This is a genomic window from Dyadobacter fermentans DSM 18053 (assembly GCF_000023125.1).
In the GTDB taxonomy this organism is placed as follows: Bacteria; Bacteroidota; Bacteroidia; order Cytophagales; family Spirosomataceae; genus Dyadobacter; species Dyadobacter fermentans.
In genome coordinates, this window is sequence record NC_013037.1 from 6,121,020 (window position 1) to 6,146,300 (window position 25,281).

Below are 25,281 nucleotides of genomic sequence, written 5' to 3' on the forward strand. Positions count from 1 at the left end.
GCAACATACATTGCCGGAAATACTACAAAAATGCAATAAAAAGTCCTGTCAACCAATTCAAATGCGCTTTTTCCTGGCGTTGTCACCGACCGAAAGCAGCACGTAAACGATCAATATCGCAGGAATAGCGAGGAATTTGAGCGTAGCGAGCAGTAGCACCGTCAGACCGATGAGGATAAACCGCGCTTCATTTCCCTTCCATCCGAAACTTTTGAATTTCAGGGCAATCAGCGGCAGTTCCATCACGAGCAGGTACGACATCACCACGCTGATGATCAGCAGATTATTGGTATTAATAATGATATTTTTCCAAAACTCTCCCTCCGTATGCACGATCAGCGGCAGTGAGGCAATGAGCATTGCATTCGCTGGGGTAGGCACGCCGATGAAGGAATCGGACTGCCGGGGATCGTTATTGAACTTCGCCAGCCGGATCGCCGAGAAAATGGCGACAATGAATGCGGCGTAGGCTTTCCAGATGCCGAACAGGTCGGGAATGCTTTGCATCAGCAGCTGGTACATGATGATCGAAGGCAGCACACCAAATGTCACCACATCGGCAAGCGAATCGAGGTCGCGGCCGATAGGGGAGGTCACTTTGAGGAGGCGGGCAATGAATCCGTCGAGGAAATCGAAAATCAATGCAATGCCGATGAGCACGCAGGAAAGCAGGAGGTTGTTATGGAATGCTTCCACCACGCCGATGCAGCCGCAAAGCAGGTTTCCGCAGGTAAGCGCATTGGGAATGTTGCGACGGATCATAGGGCGCTATTTGAAAAACGGGTTATGTTTTTTCTCAAAACCGATCGTCGTAGGCTCCATATGGCCTGCGTACACCTGGTAATCGTCGGGCAATGTGAAAAGTTGCTCCCGTATACTGCGCAGCAATGTGGCATGGTCGCCGCCGGGAAGGTCGGTGCGGCCGATGCTCATGCGGAACAGCACATCGCCGCCGATAACCAGCTTGTCGGCATCGCTCACAAATGCAACATGCCCGGGAGCGTGGCCGGGTACGAAAATGATTTTAAGCGAAGTATTCCCGAATTCGATGGTTTCGCCTTCGCGGATGAATGTATCGATCTCCGGCTCTTCAAAAGTGGAGAAGCCATAGTTGGAAGCGTAGGATTTTACGGCTTTCAGCACGGGCTCTTCGAGTTTATGCAATGCAAATGGAATGCCGTATTTCCGTTTAAGCGCTGCCACGCCCAGTACGTGGTCAATGTGCGCGTGTGTGTTCACGATCTGAACGGGTTTCAGACTGTGCGCGTCCACGTAGGCCACGAGTTCATTCAGTTCCGACCGGTCGTAGCAGCCCGGGTCGATGATGATCGCCTCGCCGGTTTCGTCGTGAAGCAAATAAGTATTTTCAGAAAATGGATTGAAAACAAACGTTTGTACCTGTACCATTCCGGTAGGTTTATGTGGGTTAAAGATTAGGGGCGAATTTACAAAACACTTTACAGTTCTTTGAATCTCGCGATAATGCGGTCGAAATAGAAGATGGTCGTATCCTTAAAATCGGAATCAGTCCCGGCATAAAACCATATTTCGCCCTTGTTATTGGCGGTAACCGTCACCGGCTGGCCGTCGTTGGTGTACCGGAGCGAGCTGTAATAGAGCCTGTCGGGGCGGGTGCTGGCAATGCTGCCGGAGAGCAGCACGTCCTTGCCGATCTGCTTGCCCGTGCCTTTGTCGAGATTGAACGTGTGGATGCCCGATACCAGCCTGGTCACCGGCTCTAATTGTGATACACCGGCTTTGAAAGTCACCTTTTCTACCGCGCTGTTCGGGCCGTCGGCAATGTAGTTCGTCGCCAGGTCGACCTGTAACACCATTTCATAGGGACTGTTGGGTGTGAAACCGGTAACTCGTTTTTTGATATAACTGAACATATTTCCCTTCGAATACCTCGACAAAATGCGGTAGCCGTATTGTGTCGTGTCCAGGCCGCGGGGCAACAATGTCGTGGCGAAAACCGTATCCAGCTGCACGGAATCGGCGGTGGCCGCGTAGCCGGCAAACCCGGCAATCCAGCCATTCGCATCGCCCGACTGGAAATTGGAATCGACGGTGATGGACGCATCGAGGCTGTCGTCGTTGCAGCTCCACAGCCCGGCAGCGGCCAGGATGGTTATCAGAATGTATTTTTTCAATGCGAATATCGGTTTTTGAAAAGAACGAAATGCGGACCGGTATCTTCTCCTGCTGAAACCTGCAAAGTTAAACCGCCGTTCCGCAAACGCCTATCCGATCAGGAAAATTGCTGGAATTTTGTGCAGATCCGGTTTTTGCGCTTTCCAGTTTTTTAACGGCATGGTGCGGATGAACTCGTCCGGCCCGGTGACGTTCGCCGCAATGCACAGCGGCAAGTCGGGTGCACACGCTTCGATCACCGCTTCGAGAAGTTGATTATTGCGGAAAGGCGTTTCCATGAAAATCTGCGTCTGCTGGTTTTGCCGCGCATTCCTTTCCAGGGCCTGCAATGCTTTCCGGCGCTGTGCCTTATCAATGGGCAGGTAACCATGAAACGCGAACGACTGGCCGCTCATGCCCGAGGCCATCAGCGCCAGCAGGATCGACGAAGGGCCTACCAGCGGCACCACTTTAATGCCCAGCTCATGCGCCATGCGCACGGCCACCGCGCCCGGATCGGCCACGCCCGGGCAGCCCGCCTCCGATATGATGCCCGCGTTTTTTGAAAGTTTGCGCAGCGATGCAGCCGTGTCGGCCTCAGGCGTATCCTTGTTGAGCTCGATGAATGTAAGCTCGTCGATTACCTTGCCGAGTTTGAGACTGCTGATAAACCGCCGGGCGGTGCGCACGTTTTCGACGAAGAAAACATCCAGGTCCTGCACCACCGCTCTGATCTGCGGGGAGAGCACCTCGTTCTGGGTGCCATCGGCCAGTATTGTAGGGATTAAATACAGGGAAATCCCGGGATTATTCATAGCGACTGCATTTTTTCGGCCCTTTCCAACCAAACGGCGCGATTGTGAATCTACCGAATAAATAAATTTATTTAATAAGTATGAAAAGACTATTATACATACCCCTGGTGCTGGTGTGGTTATTGTCTTGCAAAAAAGATAGCGACAGCGACGGGGTGTTCAACGGCATCGGTACTTTCAGAACGATTGAAGGGCGCTGGCATTCCGTAGAAATTGAACGGTCGTCGCTCGATAATAAAAGCAACTGGGAGCCCATCGCGAATGCGAATTCCGACACACTCATTTTCCGGAACGACGGCGTGGTCCTCAATGCCGACGGCTCACCGCGCTGCTGCGCGCCTCCGACGCTCATTATCAATGGCCAGCTGCTGGACGTGAAACCGCAAACCGCATTGCCCAACAACCCGCTGTGCCAAACCAACTGCATTACCTGCCCCACCTGGGAAATGTCGTGGAACGCCGATCAGCTCATTATCAGCACGTGCAGCACGCCCAAAATGAAGTACGTCAGATAGCCTCGTTCAGGAATTCCAGCAGGGTGCTTACGAATACTTTCGGCTGTTCGGCCTGCACCCAGTGTCCTGCGCCCTCGATCGTTTTCAGTTGCGCATTCGGGAACAGGTCTAGAATTCCTTCCATATCTTCATCCAAAATATAATTCGAATCAGCCCCGCGCATGAACAATGCCGGGGTTTCTACCGGGCTTTCCGACGTGATCTGCCTGCCTACATTGGCCATATCGGTCGTGAGCAGCGGCAAATTAAAGCGCCACGCAAAGCCGCCTTCATCCTTTCTGTACAGGTTTTTAAGCAAAAACTGCCGCACGCCGGGCAACGGTTCGTATTCGGCCAGTACTTCGTCCGCCTCGTTGCGGCTTTCGATGCGGTCGATCGGGATGGCATTCAGCCCTTTCAGGATTTTTGTGTGGTGGATCGGGTAGGCTTTCGGGCCAATGTCCACCACCACCAGCCGTTCGAAAGTGCCCGGATAGGTAACAGCATATTCCATCACGGTTTTTCCGCCCATCGAATGTCCGATCAGGATCGGCGATCCGATGTTTTGCTGGTCGAGAAATTCCTTTAAATCGGCTGCCATGGTGGGGAAATCGAGCGGTGCCTCGTGCGGAGAGCGCCCATGATTGCGCTGGTCTACGAGGTAAACGCGGTAACCTTTTTCGGAAAGCGTTTTTCCGATCGTCAGCCAGTTGTCCAGAAAGCCGAAAACACCATGCAGGATGATGAGCGGCTTGCCGGTTTCTCCTATTTGTTTGAAGTTGAGTTGCATAACAATTTGAGACTATGGTAGATCCGCCTTCTCCGGGACGTGCCCGGCGCGCACTGCACAACGCATGGATAACAGCGCAAAGGTTGTAAGGAATTCCGGGAAGGTAAAAACACGGGCCTTTGAAAATTTAACTATTTGTTAAAAACCGGTTACCTGTGGTACAATAATTGCTGCCCGGTCTCACAGAAAAATATACTTTTTCCCCTCCGATCCGTCCCTCCCGGGTACTTGGCTAACCAAGCCGTTTCTTAACGATTTCTTAAAATAGAAAATATTGAAGTATTGGTACACTAATCTGCATTATTCCAATAAATCAACTAGTTACGAGTATTAGTATTGTATTTTAGTAGGATTTGGGATTTTGCTTGTGAATGTAAAATGCTATTATTTTGCACTAATTATTCATCCTCCATTGAATGGATCCGCTAGTTTTCTTACAAACCAAATCACCAAATTTATGAACGGGAAAAGTTTACTCTTCCGGGCTTTTGCGGCCACGTTACTACTCTGTTGTTTATTCGTCAGTCCCGAGTCGATGGGGCAGGTGACCACTTCATCAATCAACGGTTTCATCACTGACGCGGCCGGTGAATTTCTGCCGGGCGCCACAGTCACTGCCGTGCACGAGCCTTCCGGTACCACCTACGGTACCGTCACCACCGAAGCCGGCCGTTACACATTTCCTTCGGTCCGTATCGGCGGGCCTTACAAAGTCACCGTTTCTTACGTGGGCTTCTCGGAGCAAAGCAGAACGAATATTTTTGCCGAACTCGGACTTGCCGCGAGCGTTAATATCACGCTTCAAGAGGGCGGAACGCAGTTGGAGGAAGTATTGATTTCTTCCAGTGCCGGACAGATGTTCAACGGCGAGCGCACCGGCGCAGCTTCCTCGATCAACACCGAGCAGCTCCGCACTTTGCCTACGGTAACCCGGAGCATTTCCGACTTCACCCGCCTGAGCCCGCAATCCAATGGCGGCAACAGCTTCGGCGGCCGCGACGGGCGCTACAACAACTTCCAGGTCGACGGTGCCAATTTCAACAACGGTTTCGGATTGAACGACAACCCGCTTCCGGGCGGAGGAGGTCTGTCGATCGACGCCATTGAGGAAATCCAGGTGAACATTGCCCCTTACGATGTGCGCCAGAGCGGTTTTTCCGGCGCAGGCATTAATGCCGTGACCCGCAGCGGTACCAACAAATTCACCGGTTCGGCATACGGTTTTTTCAATAATCAGGATTTACAGGGAAAGAAAGTAAATGGTGACGACATTACTCGTCCCGACGCGACAAGCCAGACACTCGGTTTCAGACTGGGCGGGCCGCTGATCAAGAATAAATTGTTTTTCTTCGTCAATGCGGAACATATCAAGAAGACCGGCTCGGGCGTGGGTGCGGTTAACCTGTGGAAAGCATCTGAAAACGGCGTTGCCGATCCCGACAGGAACATTTCAAGAACCAGAAGGGCCGATCTCGAAGCAGTACGCAACCACCTGATCAACCAATGGGGATATGATCCGGGCGCTTACGAGAATTATGCAAACGATAACAGCGAAAAAACCACTTCGTTCCTTGCCCGCATCGACTGGAACATTAATGCTAAAAACAAGCTGGCCGTACGTTACAACCAGGTTGAAAGCTCCGCTCCGTCGCTGGTGAATGCCAACTCGGGTGCAAACCCGCGTACGCCGTTCGAAACGGGCCGTGTGAGCTCGCTGTCGATGGCATTCGCAAACACGATGTACAATACCAAAAACATCGTTCGCTCCATCACTGCGGAGTTAAATAGCGAACTGACCCCGCGCCTTTCCAACCAGTTCCTCGCTACATACAGCCGTATCCAGGCAACACGCAGCTCCCCAAGCCGTGAATTCCCGATGATCGACATCGGCTTTGCCGGTGACAGCCTCAGAAACACGGGTGTTACGACCTATCAGAACTACATCAGCGCAGGTTACGAGCTGTTTACATACGGTAACGATGTTTTGAACGACAACTTCATCATCACCAACAACCTGAACTATGCAGTAGGCCGCCACAACTTTACAGCTGGCGCGAGCTTCGAAATGCAGAAATTCGGTAACCGCTACTTGCGTAACGGAACTTCCTATTACCGCTATGCTTCCGTGGAAGAGTTCCTTGCAACCGGAACTCCCAACGAGGGAGCGCCATTGCAGTTTGCATTGACTTATCCTTACGAAGGTCAGGACCCATATGCGCCTGTTAAATACGGTCTGCCATCAATCTACATCCAGGACAAGTTCGATATCTCAGACCGATTCACACTTACCGCGGGTATCCGTGCTGAAATGCCGGTATTCCTGAACAGCCTTACCCGCAATGCCTCGGTTGATACCCTGCAATTGCTTGGCGTAGGCGGCGGAATGAGAACTTACGATACAGGCTCATGGCCTAAAACACGCGTGATGCTTTCGCCGCGTGTCGGTTTCAGATGGGATGCCAAAGGGGATAATTCTCTTATCCTTCGCGGAGGAACGGGTATTTTCGCAGGCCGTGTGCCATTTGTGTGGCTTACCAACATGCCGTCTAACCTCGGTGTGATCCAGAATACCGTTGAGCCTGGAAGCTATGCGGCTTCTGCTCCGTGGATCGGCGATATCCGTTTCCAGCCCGACAAGTACTACTGGTTGAACAACACTCCTGCAAGTGCGCAGAATGTGTTTATCAAAAACCCGCGTGCAGGTTTGCCTAGCACATTGGCATTGGTTGACGAGAACTTCAAAATGCCGCAAATCTGGCGGACGAGCTTTGGGGTAGATTACAAAATCCCGGGCACACCGTTCGCGATCACGGGTGATGTGATTTACACCAAAGACATTCAGGCAGTGTACCAGTTCGGTGCAAACCGCAAGGCGCCTACCCAGCGGATGAATTACAGTGGCGACGACCGTGAGTTTTATCCCAACACGGGTGCTTACCAATATAACAGCAAGATCGGCGCGAACTCGGTGAGCGTTTTGACCAACACTACCAAAGGACATTCGATTAATGCGACGATTGGTTTGACAATGCAGGCAAGACGCGGATTCTACGGATCGCTTTACTACTCGCATACTTCGGCTAAGACTACCACCGACAACAACGGTTCTAATGCCAGCTCAGCATGGGGTGCAACGCCGAACATCAACAACCCGAACGACCTGAGACTATACAGCTCCGATGGCGCACTTCCGCACCGTCTGATCGGTACGCTCTCTTACCGCATCGAATATGCGAACCACCTGGCATCGACATTCTCGCTGTATTATAACGGTGCAAATCAGGGCCGTCTTTCTTACACTTACAATGGTGACATGAATGGCGACGCGATCGGCGCGGATATCTTGTACATTCCGAGAAATGCTTCCGAGCTTACTTTTGCGAATTCAACCGTAAACGGTGTAACGTTCACAGCCGAGCAGCAACGCGATGCTTTCGAGGCATACATCAAAGGCAACTCATACCTGAACGAGAACCGCGGCAAATACGCAGCACGCAACGGGGATCTTATGCCTTGGCTCAACCGTTTCGACTTCAAATTCTTGCAGGATATTTTCACCAACATCGGCAAATCGAAACATACGCTGCAACTCAGCGTGGACGTGATCAACGTCGGCAACCTGCTGAGCTCGAAGTGGGGCGTTCGCCAGGAAATCATTTCCGGTGCCAACATGCCGCTCCGCCGCGCGAGCGTGACGCCGGACGGTGTTCCAACCTTCACCATGAACGCGGTTCAGGTAGGTGGCAAAACGGTATTGCCAACCAGCGTCTTCCGCGACATTACCACTACTTCCACTACATGGAGCATGCTGGTAGGGGTTCGGTACCTGTTTTAAGAATATACCAATCAGAAATGAGAAGAGGCGCCCAAATGACATTGGGCGCCTTTTTTATGCGTCAAGATTTCTTCTTGATGGCAAGAAGGCCTTTCAGTTCAATCCTTCTTATAAAATATACTTTGTACCAGCACCGGGTTATCCGTACAGATAATGTCCGCACCGCCCGAATCCCAGATCTTTTGGTATAATGGCCTCGACTCGGTCGTTTGCAGGGTATCAATGCCGCCGTTCGTGCCGAAGGACGATGCGATGCTCATGTTGTGGATGCGCTGATAAAATGATTCTTCCTGCATATCGCGGGGCGTAAGCGCCACGAGCTGCTCCAACGGTAATCCCGATTGCTCGATGCTGTCGATGTTTTCCGCACTGCTGAATCCGAGGGCCAGCATCAATTGCGGCGCCAGCTTATGCGCGAGCTTAGCTTCTTCGAGCGAATAACATATCAGCACCGATTTGTAGAGGTTGCCCGTGCCCTGGAGCATTTGCACGGTCCGGGTAATGCTTGTTTCAGGCTTTTTATCGACGATCAGGACGATGTTTTTACCGGCCGACCAGTTGAGCACTTCCTGGAATGTCGGAATGCGGTGTTCCGTCATGGAGCCGTAGGGATCTTTCAGCCTCAGTTTGCTGACATCTTTCCACTTTTTTTTGCTTAATAATCCCTTGCCATTGGTTTTCAATGCCAGTTCGTCATCGTGGGAAATCACAAGCAGGCTGTCTGCCGTGGCGCGAACGTCGAATTCCAGCAGCACGCAGGGGACTTTGGAATAGGTGCGTTCGAAAGTGGCCATGCTGTTACCGGGGTAGGCATCTTCCGTACCGCCCTGGTGCGCCATGATCAGCGGCGTGGCCCGTTGGCCGGGTTTGAGGTAGTTTTTCAGAGCCTCGGCGTCGGTGAACCGGCAATTGCCGGGCTGTGCCTGGCTAGTGTGTGCGAGGGCAGCCAGCAGCAATGCTGCGCAAATCTGCCTTGTGAAGTGCTTCATGACTTATGTTGCGTTGTTTGGTTCGCTGTGGACGGGCCCGTGCCTGGCGGCGTCGCGCACCGCGGCTCCATTCACGGCCGGTTCCGTGATCGCGGATTCTCCGCCATCTTTCGCTTTCAAAATCGATTCCACCCCGGCGCGGTAACCTTCGATGATCAGCCGCGAAATGTCTTCCGAATTGAAATGCTGCAAATCGAGGAAAAGTGGCGTGGAGGGCCGCACGACGGTGAGTTTCATGGGCTTGCCGCGTAGGTTGGAGCGATCCACATACGATTCCGCCCATTGGATATTATTGTTCACGATCTGGTTCACGGTAATGTCGCGCACACGTTCGATGAGCGTGATCAGGTTGCGCGTATTGATGCCCTCGGGCTGGTAGAGCAGGGGAGAATGGCAGCCGATCAGGACAATTTCCGTCGCGCCGTCTTCGATCGCCTCGCGGATCGGCGCCACTTCGCGCAGGCCGCCGTCGAGGTAAAGCTGGCTACCGATCTCCACAGCCGGCATAAGCATGGGTATCGACGAGCTGGCGTACACAAAATCCACATAATGTGGGTCTTGTGACGGCACATATTTCATTTCACCGGTTTCGATATTCACCGCCCCGGCCTTCACTTTCACGGGCGTGTCGCGCAGATAATCGTCGTTCAGGTGCTTGCGGATGAGCAAATGCAGCGGCGAGGGGTCCACAATGCCGTCGAAGCGGCTCATTAACGTGTTCATACCCAGCATCACGCGCGAGCGCAATTTGGAAATATCCTGCGGTTGTGTGATATTTTTAATCCAGAATTCCAGCAGCTTGCGGCCGGCGAGCGGCCAGTCAATTTTGCCGTTTTCGGCCTGCTGCTTTCCGGTTTCATTTGCAAGAAATGTGGCATTCAATGCGCCTACCGAAATCCCGTACACCATTTCAGGCTCGAAGCCATTTTCCAGAACAGCCTGGATCACACCTACCTGAAACGCTCCTTTCATAGACCCTCCTCCGAGGACGAGTGCTTTCATATCTACCGGTTTACGTGGTTTAGTTTGAACTTCGGCACGTGGCCGTCGCCGACCGGGTGTTTGAGAACCCCGGCCTTTTCTCAATTCTAAACATTTTCGGTTTAAAATTGATGTAAACAGAAGATTTTATTCCAAATTTGAAGATCAGAGTTCAGAGGGTTAAACGAACATATTTACAAACTCATGCCCCTGTTCGCGTCCTTTTATTATCAGGAGGGAGCTTTGAGCCCTCGTACATGAATATGACCCTTTCAATAAAGGAAATCCAGGCTCCTATTGCGGATGAAATGAAAGCTTTCGAGCAGAAGTTTCGCCAGTTTATGAAAAGCGAAGTAATGCTTTTGGACCAGATCATGAACTATATCGTCAGGCGCAAAGGCAAGCAGCTTCGCCCGATGTTCGTGTTTCTTTCGGCGGGAGTCTGCGGAAATATCTCCGAATCAACCTATCGCGGCGGCGCGATGATCGAGCTTTTGCACACCGCCACCCTCGTGCACGACGACGTGGTGGACGATTCCAATTACCGTCGCGGCTTTTTCTCAGTAAATGCATTATGGAAAAATAAAATTGCGGTGCTTGTGGGCGATTACCTGCTGTCACGCGGGCTGCTGCTTTCGGTTGACCACGAGGAGTTCAAAATCCTGAAAATCGTTTCCACGGCCGTCCGCGAGCTCAGCGAAGGCGAGCTTTTGCAAATTGAAAAAGCCCGCAGGCTGGATATTAATGAAGAAGTATACTACGAAATCATCCGCCAGAAAACGGCATCGCTCATTGCCTCCTGCTGCGCGGTAGGCGCCAGTTCGGTAGGGGCGGCCAAGGAAGTGGTGGACAAAATGCACGCATTCGGAGAAAAAGTAGGCATGGCGTTCCAAATCAAAGACGATCTATTCGACTACGGCGAGGACGAGATCGGCAAGCCGCTCGGCATCGACATCAAGGAAAAGAAAATGACGCTCCCCCTCATTTACGCGCTTAACCACGCGCCCTGGCTCGAAAAACGCCGCATTATCAACATCATCCGCAACGAAAGCCATAAGCCCAACAAAGTAAGCGAGGTAATCGCATTCGTAAAAGACTCCGGCGGACTGCGTTACGCGCAGGAGGTAATGGAGCGATATGTCAAAGAAGCACTGGCACTCCTGAACGAATTCGCCGACTCACCCCACCGAAGGTCGCTCGAACAGCTCGTTCAGTATACGATCGAGCGGAGCAAGTAGGAATGGGGGAATGAGCCGCCGTGGAACGGGGAAAGAGTGCGTGAGCCGCCGTGGAATCGGATGATTCAATCGCGTAGCGATGTAATATCGGTAGCAAATGATGGCCGTGTGTTTTCAAAATCCCGTGAGGGATGCAACAACAATAATGACAGCAGGAGCATTGTTGTTACATGCCTAACGGCATTTGAACTTCATTTGCGACGGTTTGCTACCAATATTGCATACCTAACGGCATTTATCTCACACAATTCCCACACATCCGCTCAGTCATTCAGATTCAATCACTCCCACTCTGCGGCGGCTCATTGATCGTTCAAATTACTTCTGACAGAAAATATATAAGTAAGTATAATAACATAACTATTTTTTTAGTTATGTTTGCGTACTCACTTAATGCTGCCTGTCATGAAACTAATCTTCACTTGTTTACTTCTTGTCGCAGGCGTCGGCCTGGCGGCTCAGCCTGTGGTGGTGAACCAAAAGGACGTTTCCAAAGATCTTGCTCAGAAATTGCTTAAGGAATACCAGAATGTGGAAGGTGAGGTGAATGAAAAGCCGCACACCGTACAAACGGCATTCGAACGGATTTACAAAGAAGTCCTTGAAACGGACAAGATCCAGGAATACACGGTTTGGAATAAGCTTTATCTGAATGCCGAGGGCAAGATCGACTACCTCGTGTTGTCCGTCTCCCGTGGTTTCGGGATGGTGGATGAAAAGACGGCCAAGGAGCCTTCCAAGGCCGATTCGCTGGCGGCGCTGGTTACCTCCCGGGTTGCCCCTTATCTCACCGATTTTGTGTCAAGAAGAACTGTCGGCTCCAAAACAGCAATCCTGGTATTTGTGAGTTTCTTTACGCGTCCAGCGAAGGAGGTCGCTAAGAAGGATAGTGTCGTGAATGGCCTGGCGGAGGCAATGGCGGCGAAGGATACATTGAAAGTGAAGACGCTCGCGCTCGGACAAAACCTGCTTACGGCCGTTCCTGATGTAATATACCGTTTCCCTAACCTCGAAGAGCTGTTTTTAAGCGATAACGACATTGAGACCGTAAATCTGGACGTGGCACGCCTGCCCAAACTGCGCCATCTCGACCTGAGCAAGAATATTATCAAGGATAATGGCATTGCCATCAGCAAAAACAAATCCCTGCAACTGCTCAATCTACAAAAGAACTTCGTTACGGACATTCCCCGCGCAGCCCGCAATTGTAAGAAACTGGAAACGCTCTGGCTGGGCAACAACCGGATAAGCGGGCTGAGTAATGCCAGTTTCCGGAAATTGAAACCGGTGAAAGACCTGAATTTTTACAAATCCGAAATAGCCGTCCTGCCGCGGGGAATTCGTAAACTGCGCCGGCTGGAAGTGCTGGATTTGTATTATAACAAACTGGAAACACTGCCGAAATCGGTCACCAGGCTGAAACGCCTCACGCACCTGGCCGTATCCCATAACCAGCTCTCGGAATTACCGGCCCGGATTGACCGCATGAAACGCGTCCATACGATCTATGCGCACCATAACCACCTGAGCAAGCTGCCCGACCGCATTACGCGTATGCAGTCGCTGCGGATAGTGGATTTGGGTTACAACTGGCTTACCACCTTCCCGGCCCAGCTCGCCGCGTTCACCAACTTGGAGGAACTCGACCTATCGGCCAACAACTTCCCCGATTTCCCGGTACAGTTGTTGCAGATCCGCAAGCTCGACAAGCTGCATTTACGCGGCAATCCTTTCCTGGGAGAGGACGCCGAGCGTAAATACAGCGAGCAGCTAAGCCAGCTCAAAAAGAAGAATATTGAAGTGTTTTATTAAAGATTCCACCAATAGGTGAATTTCAGCACGATTGCCCGGTTTTTGACCTTGAAGTTCTCGGGCAGATAGTTGTCTGTATACACGATGAACAAATCGGACGCGGGCTTGTAGCGCCATTGCAGACGGGCATTCAGGTTTATATTGTCGGCCTGGTTGTTGTACTGCATGAATGTCGTGAAAAACAGGTTGTTCGTGAATGTCACGTCCACGCGCGGGCCTACGAGCCAGAGCTGCGTGCGTTTCCACGGCTCTGGAAGGCGGATATCGTTGTAGTTACCGGCCATGGTAATGGCGACATAAGGCTGCACGCGGTAGCCCAGCTCGGCGCGCAGGTTGTTGCGCTTGCCGTTTTGGTAGTAACCCCCTAAAATACCCGATGCCAGGTAGGTAAAGCGGTTTTGCGGACCGGAGACGATATCGAAACCGACGGCTTTCCAGTTATGCTCCGTGCCCGTGGCCAATGTAGCATTGCCCAGGTTGGTAGGATCGAAAGGGCGGAGGAGGCGCACATAATTGCTCGAACCCCAAACGGCCACAGTGGCGCGGTTGATAAAGTTTACATTGTAGGACAAAATGAACTCGCGATCGCTCAAATCGAAATTCTTGTCCCAGAAAGTATTGTTCACAAGTTTCGGCCCGTGGCTGATGATTTTGGGATGCTTGATGAAGAACAGATAAGCGACATTCGGACTGATCTTGTAATAGCCATTCCGAACGGCATTGGGCACGTAGCCTACTTCCGCATTGTAATTCTTACCCACATATTCATGCTGCCATTGCCAGATGAGGTTGGCTTTGGTGAATTTCAAATCGGCCGCGTGCGTAAAATCATCGGACGACCGGCCCGGTGTGAACGATTTCAGGAACATTACTTTCCCCGTCCACAGGTTTTTGGCGCTCGCGAGGTTGAACTCCGCGCCGATGTTCCGATTATAGCGGTTCGAGGCCGAGTGCCTTTCCGTGGTGTAGTTAGTCGCGTCCTTGTTCACGAAAATGAACCGCACATTCGAGCGGGCGAGCACTTGCCGCTGCAATGCGAACACGGCGTAGTTATTATGCGGCGTGAGCGTGTCGTTGGAGCCCGTTTGCACGTCGAGCACACCAATGCGCCAGTTTTTATTGATCTTTCCGCTCATCCTGGCTCCGAACTGGATCGGTACTCCGAGGCCAATGCGGCGCGAGAAGAACGGCCGGATGGTAGCGTACCCGAAATTGGCAAAAAGGTCGGCGTTTTCGAGAAAAAACTGCCTGCGTTCGGGAAAAAACAGTTCGAAACGGTCGAGGTTGGTCTGCTGCACGTCCACATCCACCTGCGAGAAATCGGGGTTGACGGTCAGGTCGAGGTTAAGCGACGGCGTGAGTCCGATTTTGACGTCACCGCCAATGGTCGGTTTGTACTTGGTAGGAATGTCGTTCTGATGATCCTTCGTCATCCGCATGGCCGCGTAGGGGATCACCGAAATGTTCGGTCCGGGCGTGGGCGGCGGCACGTCCCACACCAGCACGCCCGTGTAAGCGAGCGAGGCGGATGGAAACTGCCGCGGAACGGGCGCCCACGAGGATTTTTCGGAGATGGTCAGGTCCTGGCGGCTGAAATTGATACCCCAGCGCGTGATGCCCGGTTTGTAGCGGATGCTTTTGAAGGGAATGGCCGCTTCCCAAACCCATTTGTCGTCCTCGTTTTTGACGGCGCTTACCCATTTGTTGTCCCAGCTGAGGTCCACCGTGCCGCCATCGCCCTGCTGGCCATCCCAGGGAGCGCCGGCAGCATTGGCACCGAATGAAAAACCGTTGGTCTTGTCATCAAAGGTGTCCATGAAAAGGAGGAAGTTGTCGTTCTTCCCAAATGCGAAATCGCGTTTCAGGGATTCCACGATCAGCCCGCCTTTTACCGGTTTGTAGTTGACAACCAGGATGTAAAGGTTGTGTTTGTCATAACACATTTTCACGTCCGTCAGCGCCCTGGAAAAGCTGGTATCCATCGGCGTGATCATGAAAAAGTCCTTCGCGGTTTCCGTCGCCGACCACGCGGCGTCATCGGCTACGCCATCGACTTTGACAGGCGAAACAGCCGAATGGATATGGTACTGGTAATTTTCGTTCGGTTTCTGTGCAATGCTTTGAAAAATGATGAAACAGAAGATGAAAGGGGTTAGGATAAAGGTACGTAGCACTTTGTTAAGGGGTGTTTAGGAATATAAAAGGTTCAGGGAAATTCAATCTTTGAACCAGCGGGAATCGGCATAAAATGTCCCGAAGGGTATCAGCGAAGAAATAAACGACAGGGTCGATTTCTTGAATGACCAGTTTTTTTCCACAGCTACCTGGATCAGCAGCAGTACAAAAAGGACAAACAGCACGCCATGAGCCATGCCCACCACGCGGACAGCCTGTGGAAGTCCCGCGAGGTATTTGAGGGGCATTGCAATGCCCAGAAGTACGAGATAGGAAATGCCTTCAAGGAAGGCGATGATACGCAGCCGGCCTAGCGCCGATTTAGTGAGTTCGGATACCATAATCAATCAAAATAGAGAAATGCATTTTACCGGCAAAGATACGTATCAACCGGCTTAATGTCATGCATTTGGTATCCAGTAAAAACCGCTTATCCGGCGGCAGCCCGGACCGGGCGTGAAATGTGCCCGGCCTGGTTGCGGATTGCTCAAACGGCGATGATTTCTGCCGCGGCCATTTCGCCGGTAACAATCGCGCCTTCCATGAATCCTTGCCAGTCGGCGAGGTGCTCTCCGGCGAAAGATGTGTGTAAAAACGGCTTTTGCAATGCAGGACGCGTCGTGTTCCATTGGTTGAGGCCGTACATGGCGTAGGCGCCTTGTGAGATCTTGTCGGTTCCCCAGTAATAGTTCGCCTGCGACTCGATGAGCTTTTGGGCTTTCGGGAAATAGGGGCCTAGCGTTTGGCCCAGCATTTGCTTGCGCCATTCGTCGTTTTGGGCCGAGATCAGTTCCGCTTTTTCGCCGATGGTGTAGGAAATCAGTACGCCTTTTTGTGACGGCTGGTTTTTGGTGGCGTGGTAAAAATAATGGGGCGTCTGGTCGGTTACCAGGTCGAAGCTCTCGTCGTTCCAGAACCGTTTTTTGAACAAAATCGCATTCTTGTTGATGCGTGCGTATTGGAGTTCGTTGATCGCCTGTATTTTTTCGGCAGGCAGGCCCGGCTCCCATTGGATATTCTTCATGGCGAATGTCGGGATGGCGCAAATGAGCTTGTCGGCTTCGAAGGTTTTGCCGTTTTCGCAAGTCACTTTCACCGAATCCTTTTGCTCGATGCGTTTCACGGCGTGGCCGGTGAGAATATTGCCTTCACCTATGCCTTCCGCGAATTTCCTCGCGAGCATGGTGTTGCCGCCCTGCATTTTGAGGTCCATTTCGTTTTTCTCGCTGCTTTCCGCGAATGTCGCCAGCGCAACGAATGCGGATACGTGCCGGATGCTTTCCCCGAAATCGGTACTATCCAGCAGCTCGCGGAGGATGAGGTCTTTGCCTTCGCAGCCATTGTTGACCAGGTAGCGCCACCAGTCGATGCTGTCGAGTTCCGCCTTCTGCGTTTCGTCCAGTTTTTTGTAACCTTCCAGCAATGCCTTCATTTTAGGTTTCCAGTTTTCCGAAAAGTCCCACGCATTGGCTTTTGTGTATTGGTTTTGGTAAATGAGGTGGGTATCAAACTGGTTGTTGAGCAGCGGAATTTTGAATTGGTCGCAAAGCGTGCGGACGCGCTCGTGCGAGTTGCCGACCCACTCGGCGCCGAGCTCTACCACGAGGTTTTCTTTCGGGTCGATGGTGTGGGAGAATACGCGTCCGCCAATGCGGTTCCGCGTTTCAAGCACGGTTACGTTCATGCCTTTTTGTTTCAGGGCATAAGCGGCAGCCAATCCGGCAAACCCGGCGCCGATCACGATCACGCGGGACTGTTTCCCGACATAAATGTTGCCGAAAGAGCGTGTGGAAAGGAGGGAGGTCCCTGCGAGGAATGCGGATTGGCGCAGGAATTCGCGCCGGGAGGTTTGTTGCGGCTTGTCCATAATGTATTGAGGTCGATTGAGTTCCTCAAAACTACCGGCCTATATACGCACGTGAAACAAACCTTTATTGAGAGGCGGTTTTACTTATTTTTTGGTAGTAAATGAAAAGCGGTCCGGCTTTCGAGAGGCCGGACCGCTTTTCATCTATTTGAGATGAATCTTAGGCAGTTTGCACTTTGGGTTTTGCTTTGGCCTTCGGTTCGGCTGCCGCGTTTTCCTTATTGCGCATTTTTACAAAATCCCTGAAACGGCGGATCGTTGCCATCGTAAGACCGATCATCAATACGAACGTACCCAACCACAGGATGTTGATCAGCGGCTTTTCGGTGGCCTTCATGACGATGAAGTCACGCTGGGTAGTGTTTACTCCAAATGTAAACTGGCCCGTTTGCGGGTTGATTTCATTGAACTGAATGCGCATGCCCAGTTCGTCGCTTACTTCCGGCTTGCGTGCGACCATGCGGTCGCGGATGACGAATGACGGTGTTACGACAAACTCCTTTTCCTTATCCAACACGCGTATGATCGCCTTCACGGCGGCATCGCCCGGGCCGAGTTTGATGCCTTCCACGTCCTCGGTGCGCACCACGTTGTCGAGTATCGCCACGTAGTCGTTCACGAAGAATGTATCTCGAAGGTTAATGGTAAAGTTCTCTGTTTGGCTCCAAACCGGCTCGGCGGTCGGGTTGGTCACCATCGAAACGTAGGTGTACAAGTCCTTATCGACCTTGCGCTGAATGTCCGGCGAAGACACGATGCCACCCATGCGCGGGTTGATCTGCACACGCGGGAACAAGGTGAATATCTTCCCCGACGGCTCGCGGTATTCGATTTCGTAGTAGAAGTTTTCAGGGAAAATTTCGAGGGTATCGCCCTTTTTGTTGTACTTCTGTCCATCCAGTTCGATATCACGCAACGCTACCGCGCGGAAATCGCCCTCTACGATGTCAACCCAGCTCTTCGGAATGTAGCCGGGAATGTGGCGTGGCTCCACACGCACGTCGCGCCAGGTGAGCATGTAGTCGCCCATTTTTTCGGGCTTGTTGAGCCAGAGGGTAATGTTCTCTTTGTTTTCCTTATTGTCGTTGGCTGTAAATTCCTCGCTGCGGGAGATCATGAGCCCGGAGTTGTTCATCGAAACGACTTTCGTGTAGGCCGATGAAAACAGCACGCCGATGAGCATGAGCGCTACGCCAATGTGCGTGATCGCCCCGCCGGAGAGGTTATAGTTACCGCGGATGATGTTGAGCAGGATATTTCCATTGGCCACGATCGCGAAAATGGAGGTGGTCAAAAGTACAATGTACTGAATATCGCGAACCTGCTTCACGGTGATGACCGCGGCGCTGATCAGCAACGCGATCAACAGTGGGTTGTACAATGCCTGCAACTTGCCTTTTCCGGTTTTTTTCCACCAGAAATACTGACCAACACCGGTGAGGACGATGATCAACGCGAAGAACCAGAGCTGGAACTTGTTGTAATGCGACAGCTGATCGGCCGGCAATGCAAGGTTGAGTACAAATCCGAATGCTTCGGCGATTTTGTTATAAACCGGGAAAGAAGTGGTAAAGATGATCTGGAAACCGGACATACACAGCACCACCGCGCCAATGAAGATCCAGAATTCCTGCGAGTAAGTCGAAACCTCCTCCTCGTCGCTCGGCAACGATTTCCAACGGTAGATCAGCAGGCCGATGGACACGATCATGAACGTGAAAAGGTAGATCAGCAGCTGACCGGAAAGGCCAAGGTCCGTAAACGAGTGTACCGAAGCACTGCCCAGCACGCCGCTGCGTGTCATGAAGGTAGAGTATAGCACGAGAATGAACGTCGCGATCGTGAGGATGAACGACGCTTTCAGTGCGGTTGCATTCCTTCTGGCGATGATCATCACGTGTACGGCAGCCACCAGCACGAGCCAGGGAACGAATGATGAGTTTTCAACCGGGTCCCAGTTCCAGTAACTACCGAAGTTCAGGGTTTCGTAAGCCCAGTAGGCACCCATTAATATACCCACACCCAACACCAGCGCCGAGAATAGCGACCATGGCAATGCGGGGCGAATCCATTCATTAATTCTCTTGCTCCAAAGCCCCGCGATGGCGAACGAGAACGGAATGAGCGTGCTCGCAAAGCCGAGGAACAGGGTAGGAGGGTGGATCACCATCCAGTAGTTCTGCAACAATGGGTTGAGGCCGTTACCGTCTTTCGGAATGAAATTCGGGTCCATTTTGTAAACCGGCAGGTCGGGCATTACCTCTTTGAGCAAAAGGAATGGCGTAGAACCGATTTTCATATCGAGGCCGGGGATTACTACGCCGAGGATCATGGAGGTCAAAAATGCCTGTACCAATGCAAAAACGGTCATCACAGGCGCTTCCCACGAGCGGTTGGAGAAGATCAGTACCGCTCCAAGCACAACGTTCCAGAATATCCAGAGGAGAAAGCTACCTTCCTGGTCCTGCCAGAAACTGGAAATCGTGTAGCCAGTCGGCAGGGATAGCGACGAGTTTTTCCAGGCGTAATGGTATTCGAAATAATGGTTACCGATGATCCAGTAGAGCGAGAACACTACTCCGAGCACCGCCGCCAAATGTACCCAGTAAACGCCGCGCGCAAACTTTTTCCAGTTTTGCGTCTCTTCCACGGTCCCACCCGCGATACCCGCCTTGAAATAAGCGAACGTCGCCAGAATGGCCGAGACGAATGCGACTATAACCAGCAGGTGCCCTGCATTTCCGATCGTACTGTGAATCATGATTGTTTCGCGGTATGTTCCGTAGTTTCCATTTTACCCTCCTCGTATTTCGACGGGCATTTCATCAGAATTTTTTCCGCAGTGAACGAGCCTTGCTGCATTTTGCCCACCACTACCACTTGTTCGGATTTGTCGAAATCCTGTGGTTTGCTGTTTTTGTAGACCACCTTCTGTTCCACATTGTTATTGTCTATCAATGTGAAAACGAACAGGTTAGGGTCAATTTCCGGGCGGTATTCCATTTCGAGGATCTGGCCGGCAGCATCTTTTTTGAGCTTGCCTACCACGTGAATGCTCTCATTGTCGCCGTCGGCAGCCATGGCTTTGGCTTTCGTAAAATCGACGTAAGTACTTGCATCACCGGCAGTTGAAACAATAATACCAATTGCAACCGCGATGATCACCAATCCGAATATCTGTATCTTTTTCATAGGGGCTTACTTGATATTGAGGTCTTTTTCAATCTTTTTCAGTCTGGAATCGATGCGGAAGAGGTTCACGGCCAAGCCGGCGAAAATCACGGCTACTACCGCTACCACGACCCAGATTTTACCGTCGGCGCGGAGCTTGTCGGCCATCTCCACGGAGGTATCACCTGCCTGCGCGAATGCGTTGCCGCAGATGGCCAGCAGGGTCAGGAGGATGAGGGAAATTCTTTTCATTGTATTTATGAGTGGACTAAACCTTAACGAAAATTTACTTTGAAACGTTTGCTGAGAGCGTGAATCGGGGCAAAATGCTCAAATCTTGCCTGATTCGATGAGTGCTTCTTCGCGTACCCGGTTGATCTGCTTGATGCGGATTCGCAGCTCCGCGATCCATAATCCGAGCAGGATGTAACCGATTACGGCCGGGTAAAAAACGCGACGGATGTTGTTGTCGAAATCATACGAACCGAATGTGCTGTTGCCGCCGCTCCCGGGGTGCAAAGAGTCCGTAAGCCGGGGCAGAATGTAAATGATCGGGATGAAAACGGCGAATGCGAAAATGTTGTAAACCGAAGAAATCCGCGCCCGGCGCTGCTCGTCCTCGAAGGAGCTTCTCAGGAGCAGATAGGCCAGGTATATCAAAATGCCGACGGCTGCGCCGTTCAGTTTCGGATCGTTCGGCCAGGGATCTCCCCAGGTATAGTTGGCCCATACCGAGCCGGTCAGGCAGCCGAGTATGCCAAAGAAAATAGCGGCTTTGGCCACTTCGCTGGCAATATCGTCGTCTTTGATGCTTCCCTTCATTAAATAACGAACTGAAAACACCATCGACAGCAGCAGCAGCGTGGTCATGGCGAGCCACAATGCTACGTGAAAATAAGTATTGCGGATACTTTCATTGATAATGGCAAGGCGTGGAACGGGACCGATAAATCCCATGATGATCACGTAGAAGATGATCACGACACAGAGGATTTTCCACCAGATCTTTCTCATGTTAAACTAATACTTTAAATGTTGTGCCCTGTAACCTGCTGTATTTCAGCTCCTCCATAAATACGGAAAAAGCAGGTAGGAGAGCGTAATTACTATCAGATCGATCGATAATAGTGTGGTGATTTCATCGGTGCTCACCGACCAGTCGAGCCCATCCATGGCGTTTTTGGCCAAACGGATCGTCATCAGCAGCATCGGCAGGATGATCGGGAAACTAAGCACGGCCATGAGCGTGGCGCTGTTGTCGGCCTTGGACGCAATGCCCGCGATGAGTGTGAGAACGGAAGCGAACCCCGTGGAAGCCAGCAGGATACAGATCGAAAACAGGCCGTTATCCTGGATGGGATTGCCCATCACAAATGCATAAAACACAAATCCCATCACCGATAACACCGCCATTACCAGCGAGTTATAGATGATTTTGGAGATGATAATGGCCTGCGGGCTGCACAAATTGTAATAATAAAGCAGCCGCCCGTGGCGCTCCTGCGAAAAACTTTTGGCAATGGCATTCACCGCCGTGAAAAGCAAAATAATCCAGAACAGCGTGTTCCAGACGATCGGCGTGAGTTGGTTGCGGCGGAGGTTAAAACTGAGGTAGCAAACAAATACGGTACTGACCACGTAAAGCAGCATTCCGCTGAGGGCGTATTTCTGGCGCCATTCGAGCGTTACTTCTTTCCAGATCAGGGTCTTAATCTCGTTCAAGGTGATTGGTGCAGGCCGTCGGCTCTCGGCTTTCGGCTTTCGATTTACTTGTTGACTGTAACCAGCGCAACATTTTCCGGCTTCGGTACTTCGTTTCGCGCTGCAAAAGTACGACACAAAGCCCGAGGGAAATAATAAAACGGTCAGGATTTTGAATGATTTGACGACCGGCAGGCACATTAGGCAAAGTAAAGTTTGATTTACCGTCTGAGAGTGCTTTATTTGTACTTTAAATAAAATGAATCTAAATAAGGAACGTATGTCGGCTCGCACCGTTTCGCACCTTAAAAAGGGTGAAAAAGGCATAATCAAATCATTTACAGACCGTGCAATGTCCCTCAAACTGCTCGAAATGGGCTGTTTGCCGGGTTGCGAGGTGCGGCTGGACGCGATTGCGCCATTCGGTGACCCGATCTGCATTAACGTTGGCGGGAATTACAGCCTGTCGTTGCGTTTGAACGAAGCCGCAGTGATTGAATTAGAGTAAAGATTGCGTTCCGCATACAGTCTCTCCATTGAAACAGGGAAATATTAAAGTTGCGCTGGTAGGTAACCCAAATGCCGGCAAGTCTACGCTATTTAATGCACTCACCGGAATGCGCCAGAAAACAGGTAATTTTCCGGGAGTTACAGTCGAAAAGAAATCAGGAACATTCCGCATTGCAGGTGTGAACGGGCACGGCGGCGACGCCCATGTGACGCTCGTCGATCTGCCGGGTACATATAGTATATACCCCAAATCGAAGGATGAAACGGTGGTAATGGACATTCTCGCCAACCCGAAACATCCCGATTTTCCGAATGTGGTGGTGATCGTCGCCGATGCCTCCAACCTCCAACGAAACCTGCTCCTTTTTACGGAAATCAACGACCTGGGCATTCCAACCGTCCTCGCATTGAACATGCTCGACGTCGCCGGAAGCATGAACCTCACCGTGAATGCCGTCCAGCTCGCGATGCAGCTCAATGTGCCTGTGGTGCGCATTAATGCACGAACGGGCGAAGGGGTGAAGGGTTTGAAGGAAGCCATCCGACAAGTGGCCGAGCGTACCGAGCAGCCCGCATTGCAGTATTTTTACGAACCAAAGGAAAATGAAATAGGGCTGATCAACGAGGTGAAGGAGATTCACCATCTTGATAATGACTATGTTGCGCTGCAATATGTCTGTCAGCATGATAACTTCTCTTTCCTTGAACAGCCCGTCCGCGCCAAGCTCGATGCGCTGATTGAGAAATACGGCTTCGATGAAAACAACTTCCTCGCCAACGAAACCGTGGCGCGGTACGAAAAAATCAAACCGATCGTTTCCAAGGCCGTCAAATCCGAGGGTGTCACCGAGCAGCCTTACTGGACGCGCAAACTGGACGCCATCCTGCTGCACCGTGTGTGGGGTTACGTAACCTTTGCATTGGTGCTGCTCGTTGTATTTCAGGCCATTTTCGCCTGGGCATCCTACCCGATGGACATGATCGACGCCGGTACGGCCGCTGCCATTGAATGGACCAAAAACGCATTGCCCGAAGGCGTGCTCAACGACCTCATCACCGACGGCATCATGGCCGGCATCGGTGGTATCATCATCTTCATCCCGCAAATCGCGATTCTTTTCGCATTGGTCGCCATTCTCGAAGAATCGGGTTATATGGCGCGGGTAATGGTAATTATGGATAAATTAATGCGCCGTTTCGGTCTGAATGGCCGCAGTGTGGTGCCGCTGATTTCCGGCGTAGCTTGTGCGGTGCCTGCCATCATGACCACACGCAGCATCAGCAGCCGCTACGAACGCCTGCTCACAATTCTCGTAACGCCGTTGATGAGCTGCTCCGCACGCCTGCCCATTTACGCGATCCTCATTGCAGTAGTAGTTCCCGAAACCAAGTTATTGGGCATTTTTAATGTGCAGGGATTGGTACTTTTCGGCCTTTACCTGCTCGGCTTGCTCGGCGCATTAGGCTCGGCGTGGCTGCTATCATTGTTTATTCCAAGAAAAGAACCGAGCTATTTCATGCTCGAAATGCCGTCTTACAAGCTGCCGCGTTGGGGGCATGTAGGTTTTTCGATGTACGAAAGCGTGAAATCCTTCGTACTCGAAGCCGGTAAGGTGATTATGGCTATTTCCATCATCCTATGGGTGCTCGCATCGTATGGCCCGGGCGATGCCATGGACAACGCCGAGCAGCAAATGGTAACCACCATGACCGCCGCTCCGCAGGAAGAAATCGACGCTGCGGTGGCATCCGCCCGCCTCGAAAGCTCCTACGCAGGGCAGTTCGGTCGCTTTATCGAGCCGGTGATCAGGCCATTGGGCTATGACTGGAAAATCGGCATTGCATTACTTGCATCGTTCGCTGCACGGGAAGTGTTCGTCGGCACAATGGCCACCATTTACAGCATCAGCGGCGATTCCGAGGATGTGCTTACCGTCAAGCAAAGGCTTATTCAGGAGAAAAATCCGGAAACCGGCGGACAAATGTTCACACCGGCTGTATGCTACTCGCTACTGATATTCTACGTGTTCGCAATGATGTGTATGAGCACCATCGCCGTAGTCTACCGCGAAACCCGCGGCTGGAAATGGCCCATGATCCAACTCGCATACCTAAGCGTGCTGGCCTATGTTTCGGCATTTGTAGTGTATCAGGTTTTGAGTTAGAAAGTATAGAGGGTATTGATTTTCCCCAGTTCGAAATAGAAGTACTGGTGTTGATCAATATCCTCGATCAAAGCAAGATGCTCCGAAAATAGCTCGATCAATGCACTGTTGGAAATGTTCCCGAGGCTGATACGGATTAGCTTGCGGGGTGTCCGGCGAAGAAGGAACGAAGCTCGGAAATCTTCATCTTTCGTAATGACAATCCATCCGTTGTGATCTGCAACCGTGCAAATTTCCGAATCATCGGTATGCCATTTAGCCGGTAACTGGTTTACATGCTTCGCTGAATGGCCTTTACTTTGCAAAAACTTCGCCAGTTTAATGGGAATATGAACGTCACAAAGGAAGTTCATTACGCAGCCTCGTCAATTGCCCGACCAGATACCAGCATTTTGGCATAATTTAAACTAGCCAAAATATCTTCTCTTTCAAGCTCCGGATGATCTTCAAGGATTTCTAAAATCGACATTCCGGAACCCAGCAAGTCTATAATCACTTCCACAGGCCAACGCATTCTGCGGATGCATGGTTTGCCGTGGCAAACGCCGGGATCGATCGTGATTCTTTCAAGATATTCCATTGTAAGAGGCTATTTGATTAACCAA

Annotated in this window: 23 protein-coding genes; 6 read left to right on the forward strand and 17 right to left on the reverse strand. The window is 51.5% G+C overall.

Features of this window, described 5'->3' with window-relative positions; genetic code table 11:
- Positions 1 to 57: 57 nt before the first annotated feature.
- The 4 genes from pssA to DFER_RS25250 all read right to left on the reverse strand — a co-directional run bounded on the left by pssA (position 58) and on the right by DFER_RS25250 (position 2,948).
- Positions 58 to 762: a CDP-diacylglycerol--serine O-phosphatidyltransferase gene (gene pssA, locus DFER_RS25235; RefSeq protein WP_015814507.1), complete on the reverse strand. Its 705-nt coding sequence runs from the start codon at positions 760 to 762 to the stop codon at positions 58 to 60.
- A gap of 6 nt (positions 763 to 768) precedes the next feature.
- Positions 769 to 1,407, reverse strand: a complete 639-nt coding sequence (locus tag DFER_RS25240; protein ID WP_015814508.1) for an MBL fold metallo-hydrolase — start codon at positions 1,405 to 1,407, stop codon at positions 769 to 771.
- Positions 1,408 to 1,457: 50 nt separating this feature from the next.
- Positions 1,458 to 2,153, reverse strand: coding sequence for a hypothetical protein (locus DFER_RS25245; RefSeq protein ID WP_015814509.1), 696 nt, complete (start codon positions 2,151 to 2,153; stop codon positions 1,458 to 1,460).
- Positions 2,154 to 2,243: 90 nt separating this feature from the next.
- Positions 2,244 to 2,948, reverse strand: coding sequence for an SAM-dependent methyltransferase (locus DFER_RS25250; protein WP_015814510.1), 705 nt, complete (start codon positions 2,946 to 2,948; stop codon positions 2,244 to 2,246).
- Positions 2,949 to 3,028: 80 nt separating this feature from the next.
- Between DFER_RS25250 and DFER_RS25255 the strand changes: the two genes are divergently transcribed.
- The gene (locus DFER_RS25255; RefSeq protein ID WP_015814511.1) at positions 3,029 to 3,463 is read left to right on the forward strand and encodes a hypothetical protein; all 435 of its coding nucleotides are present in this window, start codon (positions 3,029 to 3,031) and stop codon (positions 3,461 to 3,463) included.
- On the opposite strand, the gene DFER_RS25260 is transcribed toward DFER_RS25255, so the two are convergent.
- On the reverse strand, positions 3,456 to 4,232 hold the full coding sequence (locus DFER_RS25260) for an alpha/beta fold hydrolase (RefSeq protein WP_015814512.1): 777 nt from the start codon (positions 4,230 to 4,232) through the stop codon (positions 3,456 to 3,458). The two genes, DFER_RS25255 and DFER_RS25260, sit on opposite strands and share 8 nt — an antisense overlap.
- Positions 4,233 to 4,689: 457 nt before the next feature.
- On the opposite strand from DFER_RS25260, the gene DFER_RS25265 reads away from it, so the two are divergent.
- Positions 4,690 to 8,067 carry a TonB-dependent receptor gene (locus DFER_RS25265; protein WP_015814513.1) on the forward strand — a complete coding sequence of 1,126 codons (3,378 nt, stop codon included), beginning with the start codon at positions 4,690 to 4,692 and terminating at the stop codon, positions 8,065 to 8,067.
- Between the two features lie 98 nt (positions 8,068 to 8,165).
- Here DFER_RS25265 and DFER_RS25270 read toward each other — a convergent pair whose 3' ends face one another.
- Positions 8,166 to 9,056, reverse strand: coding sequence for a glycerophosphodiester phosphodiesterase family protein (locus DFER_RS25270; protein WP_015814514.1), 891 nt, complete (start codon positions 9,054 to 9,056; stop codon positions 8,166 to 8,168).
- Between the two features lie 3 nt (positions 9,057 to 9,059).
- Positions 9,060 to 10,058 carry a patatin-like phospholipase family protein gene (locus tag DFER_RS25275; RefSeq protein ID WP_015814515.1) on the reverse strand — a complete coding sequence of 333 codons (999 nt, stop codon included), beginning with the start codon at positions 10,056 to 10,058 and terminating at the stop codon, positions 9,060 to 9,062.
- A 242-nt stretch (positions 10,059 to 10,300) separates the two neighbouring features.
- Between DFER_RS25275 and DFER_RS25280 the strand changes: the two genes are divergently transcribed.
- Positions 10,301 to 11,275, forward strand: a complete 975-nt coding sequence (locus tag DFER_RS25280; protein WP_041736679.1) for a polyprenyl synthetase family protein — start codon at positions 10,301 to 10,303, stop codon at positions 11,273 to 11,275.
- Between the two features lie 405 nt (positions 11,276 to 11,680).
- Positions 11,681 to 13,087, forward strand: coding sequence for a leucine-rich repeat domain-containing protein (locus DFER_RS25285; protein ID WP_229206111.1), 1,407 nt, complete (start codon positions 11,681 to 11,683; stop codon positions 13,085 to 13,087).
- Here DFER_RS25285 and DFER_RS25290 read toward each other — a convergent pair.
- The 8 genes from DFER_RS25290 to DFER_RS25325 all read right to left on the reverse strand — a co-directional run bounded on the left by DFER_RS25290 (position 13,084) and on the right by DFER_RS25325 (position 22,022).
- Positions 13,084 to 15,261, reverse strand: coding sequence for a DUF5916 domain-containing protein (locus DFER_RS25290; RefSeq protein ID WP_015814518.1), 2,178 nt, complete (start codon positions 15,259 to 15,261; stop codon positions 13,084 to 13,086). The genes DFER_RS25285 and DFER_RS25290 overlap by 4 nt on opposite strands.
- Positions 15,262 to 15,303: 42 nt before the next feature.
- Entirely contained in the window at positions 15,304 to 15,603 is a 300-nt protein-coding gene (locus DFER_RS25295) for a DUF3817 domain-containing protein (RefSeq protein ID WP_015814519.1), read from the reverse strand.
- 146 nt (positions 15,604 to 15,749) lie between these two features.
- Complete coding sequence (locus DFER_RS25300) at positions 15,750 to 17,129, reverse strand: flavin monoamine oxidase family protein (RefSeq protein WP_015814520.1); 1,380 nt, start codon at positions 17,127 to 17,129, stop codon at positions 15,750 to 15,752.
- A gap of 160 nt (positions 17,130 to 17,289) precedes the next feature.
- Positions 17,290 to 19,890: a cytochrome c biogenesis protein CcsA gene (ccsA, locus tag DFER_RS25305; protein WP_015814521.1), complete on the reverse strand. Its 2,601-nt coding sequence runs from the start codon at positions 19,888 to 19,890 to the stop codon at positions 17,290 to 17,292.
- Positions 19,887 to 20,321: a cytochrome c maturation protein CcmE domain-containing protein gene (locus DFER_RS25310; protein ID WP_015814522.1), complete on the reverse strand. Its 435-nt coding sequence runs from the start codon at positions 20,319 to 20,321 to the stop codon at positions 19,887 to 19,889. Before DFER_RS25310 ends, ccsA (DFER_RS25305) begins: the two co-directional genes overlap by 4 nt.
- 6 nt (positions 20,322 to 20,327) lie before the next feature.
- Positions 20,328 to 20,552 carry a CcmD family protein gene (locus DFER_RS25315; RefSeq protein WP_015814523.1) on the reverse strand — a complete coding sequence of 75 codons (225 nt, stop codon included), beginning with the start codon at positions 20,550 to 20,552 and terminating at the stop codon, positions 20,328 to 20,330.
- Between the two features lie 78 nt (positions 20,553 to 20,630).
- Positions 20,631 to 21,314: a cytochrome c biogenesis protein CcsA gene (gene ccsA / locus DFER_RS25320; RefSeq protein WP_015814524.1), complete on the reverse strand. Its 684-nt coding sequence runs from the start codon at positions 21,312 to 21,314 to the stop codon at positions 20,631 to 20,633.
- A gap of 45 nt (positions 21,315 to 21,359) precedes the next feature.
- The gene (locus DFER_RS25325) at positions 21,360 to 22,022 is read right to left on the reverse strand and encodes a heme exporter protein CcmB (RefSeq protein ID WP_229206112.1); all 663 of its coding nucleotides are present in this window, start codon (positions 22,020 to 22,022) and stop codon (positions 21,360 to 21,362) included.
- Between the two features lie 259 nt (positions 22,023 to 22,281).
- Here DFER_RS25325 and DFER_RS25330 point away from each other — a divergent pair, with 259 nt between their 5' ends.
- Positions 22,282 to 22,509, forward strand: a complete 228-nt coding sequence (locus DFER_RS25330) for a FeoA family protein (protein WP_041735487.1) — start codon at positions 22,282 to 22,284, stop codon at positions 22,507 to 22,509.
- Positions 22,510 to 22,537: 28 nt separating this feature from the next.
- Positions 22,538 to 24,676, forward strand: a complete 2,139-nt coding sequence (gene feoB / locus DFER_RS25335) for a ferrous iron transport protein B (RefSeq protein WP_015814527.1) — start codon at positions 22,538 to 22,540, stop codon at positions 24,674 to 24,676.
- On the opposite strand, the gene DFER_RS25340 is transcribed toward feoB, so the two are convergent.
- Positions 24,673 to 25,029, reverse strand: a complete 357-nt coding sequence (locus DFER_RS25340; RefSeq protein ID WP_015814528.1) for a DUF5615 family PIN-like protein — start codon at positions 25,027 to 25,029, stop codon at positions 24,673 to 24,675. The genes feoB and DFER_RS25340 overlap by 4 nt on opposite strands.
- On the reverse strand, positions 25,029 to 25,256 hold the full coding sequence (locus DFER_RS25345; RefSeq protein ID WP_015814529.1) for a DUF433 domain-containing protein: 228 nt from the start codon (positions 25,254 to 25,256) through the stop codon (positions 25,029 to 25,031). Before DFER_RS25345 ends, DFER_RS25340 begins: the two co-directional genes overlap by 1 nt.
- Positions 25,257 to 25,281: the final 25 nt, after the last annotated feature.

Coding starts and splice junctions, on each gene's coding strand:
- pssA (WP_015814507.1), bottom strand. CDS start 762: ATGATCCGTCGCAACATTCCCAATGCGCTTACCTGCGGAAACCTGCTT.
- DFER_RS25240 (WP_015814508.1), bottom strand. CDS start 1,407: ATGGTACAGGTACAAACGTTTGTTTTCAATCCATTTTCTGAAAATACT.
- DFER_RS25250 (WP_015814510.1), bottom strand. CDS start 2,948: ATGAATAATCCCGGGATTTCCCTGTATTTAATCCCTACAATACTGGCC.
- DFER_RS25255 (WP_015814511.1), top strand. CDS start 3,029: ATGAAAAGACTATTATACATACCCCTGGTGCTGGTGTGGTTATTGTCT.
- DFER_RS25260 (WP_015814512.1), bottom strand. CDS start 4,232: ATGCAACTCAACTTCAAACAAATAGGAGAAACCGGCAAGCCGCTCATC.
- DFER_RS25265 (WP_015814513.1), top strand. CDS start 4,690: ATGAACGGGAAAAGTTTACTCTTCCGGGCTTTTGCGGCCACGTTACTA.
- DFER_RS25270 (WP_015814514.1), bottom strand. CDS start 9,056: ATGAAGCACTTCACAAGGCAGATTTGCGCAGCATTGCTGCTGGCTGCC.
- DFER_RS25275 (WP_015814515.1), bottom strand. CDS start 10,058: ATGAAAGCACTCGTCCTCGGAGGAGGGTCTATGAAAGGAGCGTTTCAG.
- DFER_RS25280 (WP_041736679.1), top strand. CDS start 10,301: ATGACCCTTTCAATAAAGGAAATCCAGGCTCCTATTGCGGATGAAATG.
- DFER_RS25285 (WP_229206111.1), top strand. CDS start 11,681: ATGAAACTAATCTTCACTTGTTTACTTCTTGTCGCAGGCGTCGGCCTG.
- DFER_RS25295 (WP_015814519.1), bottom strand. CDS start 15,603: ATGGTATCCGAACTCACTAAATCGGCGCTAGGCCGGCTGCGTATCATC.
- DFER_RS25300 (WP_015814520.1), bottom strand. CDS start 17,129: ATGGACAAGCCGCAACAAACCTCCCGGCGCGAATTCCTGCGCCAATCC.
- ccsA (WP_015814521.1), bottom strand. CDS start 19,890: ATGATTCACAGTACGATCGGAAATGCAGGGCACCTGCTGGTTATAGTC.
- DFER_RS25310 (WP_015814522.1), bottom strand. CDS start 20,321: ATGAAAAAGATACAGATATTCGGATTGGTGATCATCGCGGTTGCAATT.
- DFER_RS25315 (WP_015814523.1), bottom strand. CDS start 20,552: ATGAAAAGAATTTCCCTCATCCTCCTGACCCTGCTGGCCATCTGCGGC.
- ccsA (WP_015814524.1), bottom strand. CDS start 21,314: ATGAGAAAGATCTGGTGGAAAATCCTCTGTGTCGTGATCATCTTCTAC.
- DFER_RS25330 (WP_041735487.1), top strand. CDS start 22,282: ATGTCGGCTCGCACCGTTTCGCACCTTAAAAAGGGTGAAAAAGGCATA.
- DFER_RS25340 (WP_015814528.1), bottom strand. CDS start 25,029: ATGAACTTCCTTTGTGACGTTCATATTCCCATTAAACTGGCGAAGTTT.
- DFER_RS25345 (WP_015814529.1), bottom strand. CDS start 25,256: ATGGAATATCTTGAAAGAATCACGATCGATCCCGGCGTTTGCCACGGC.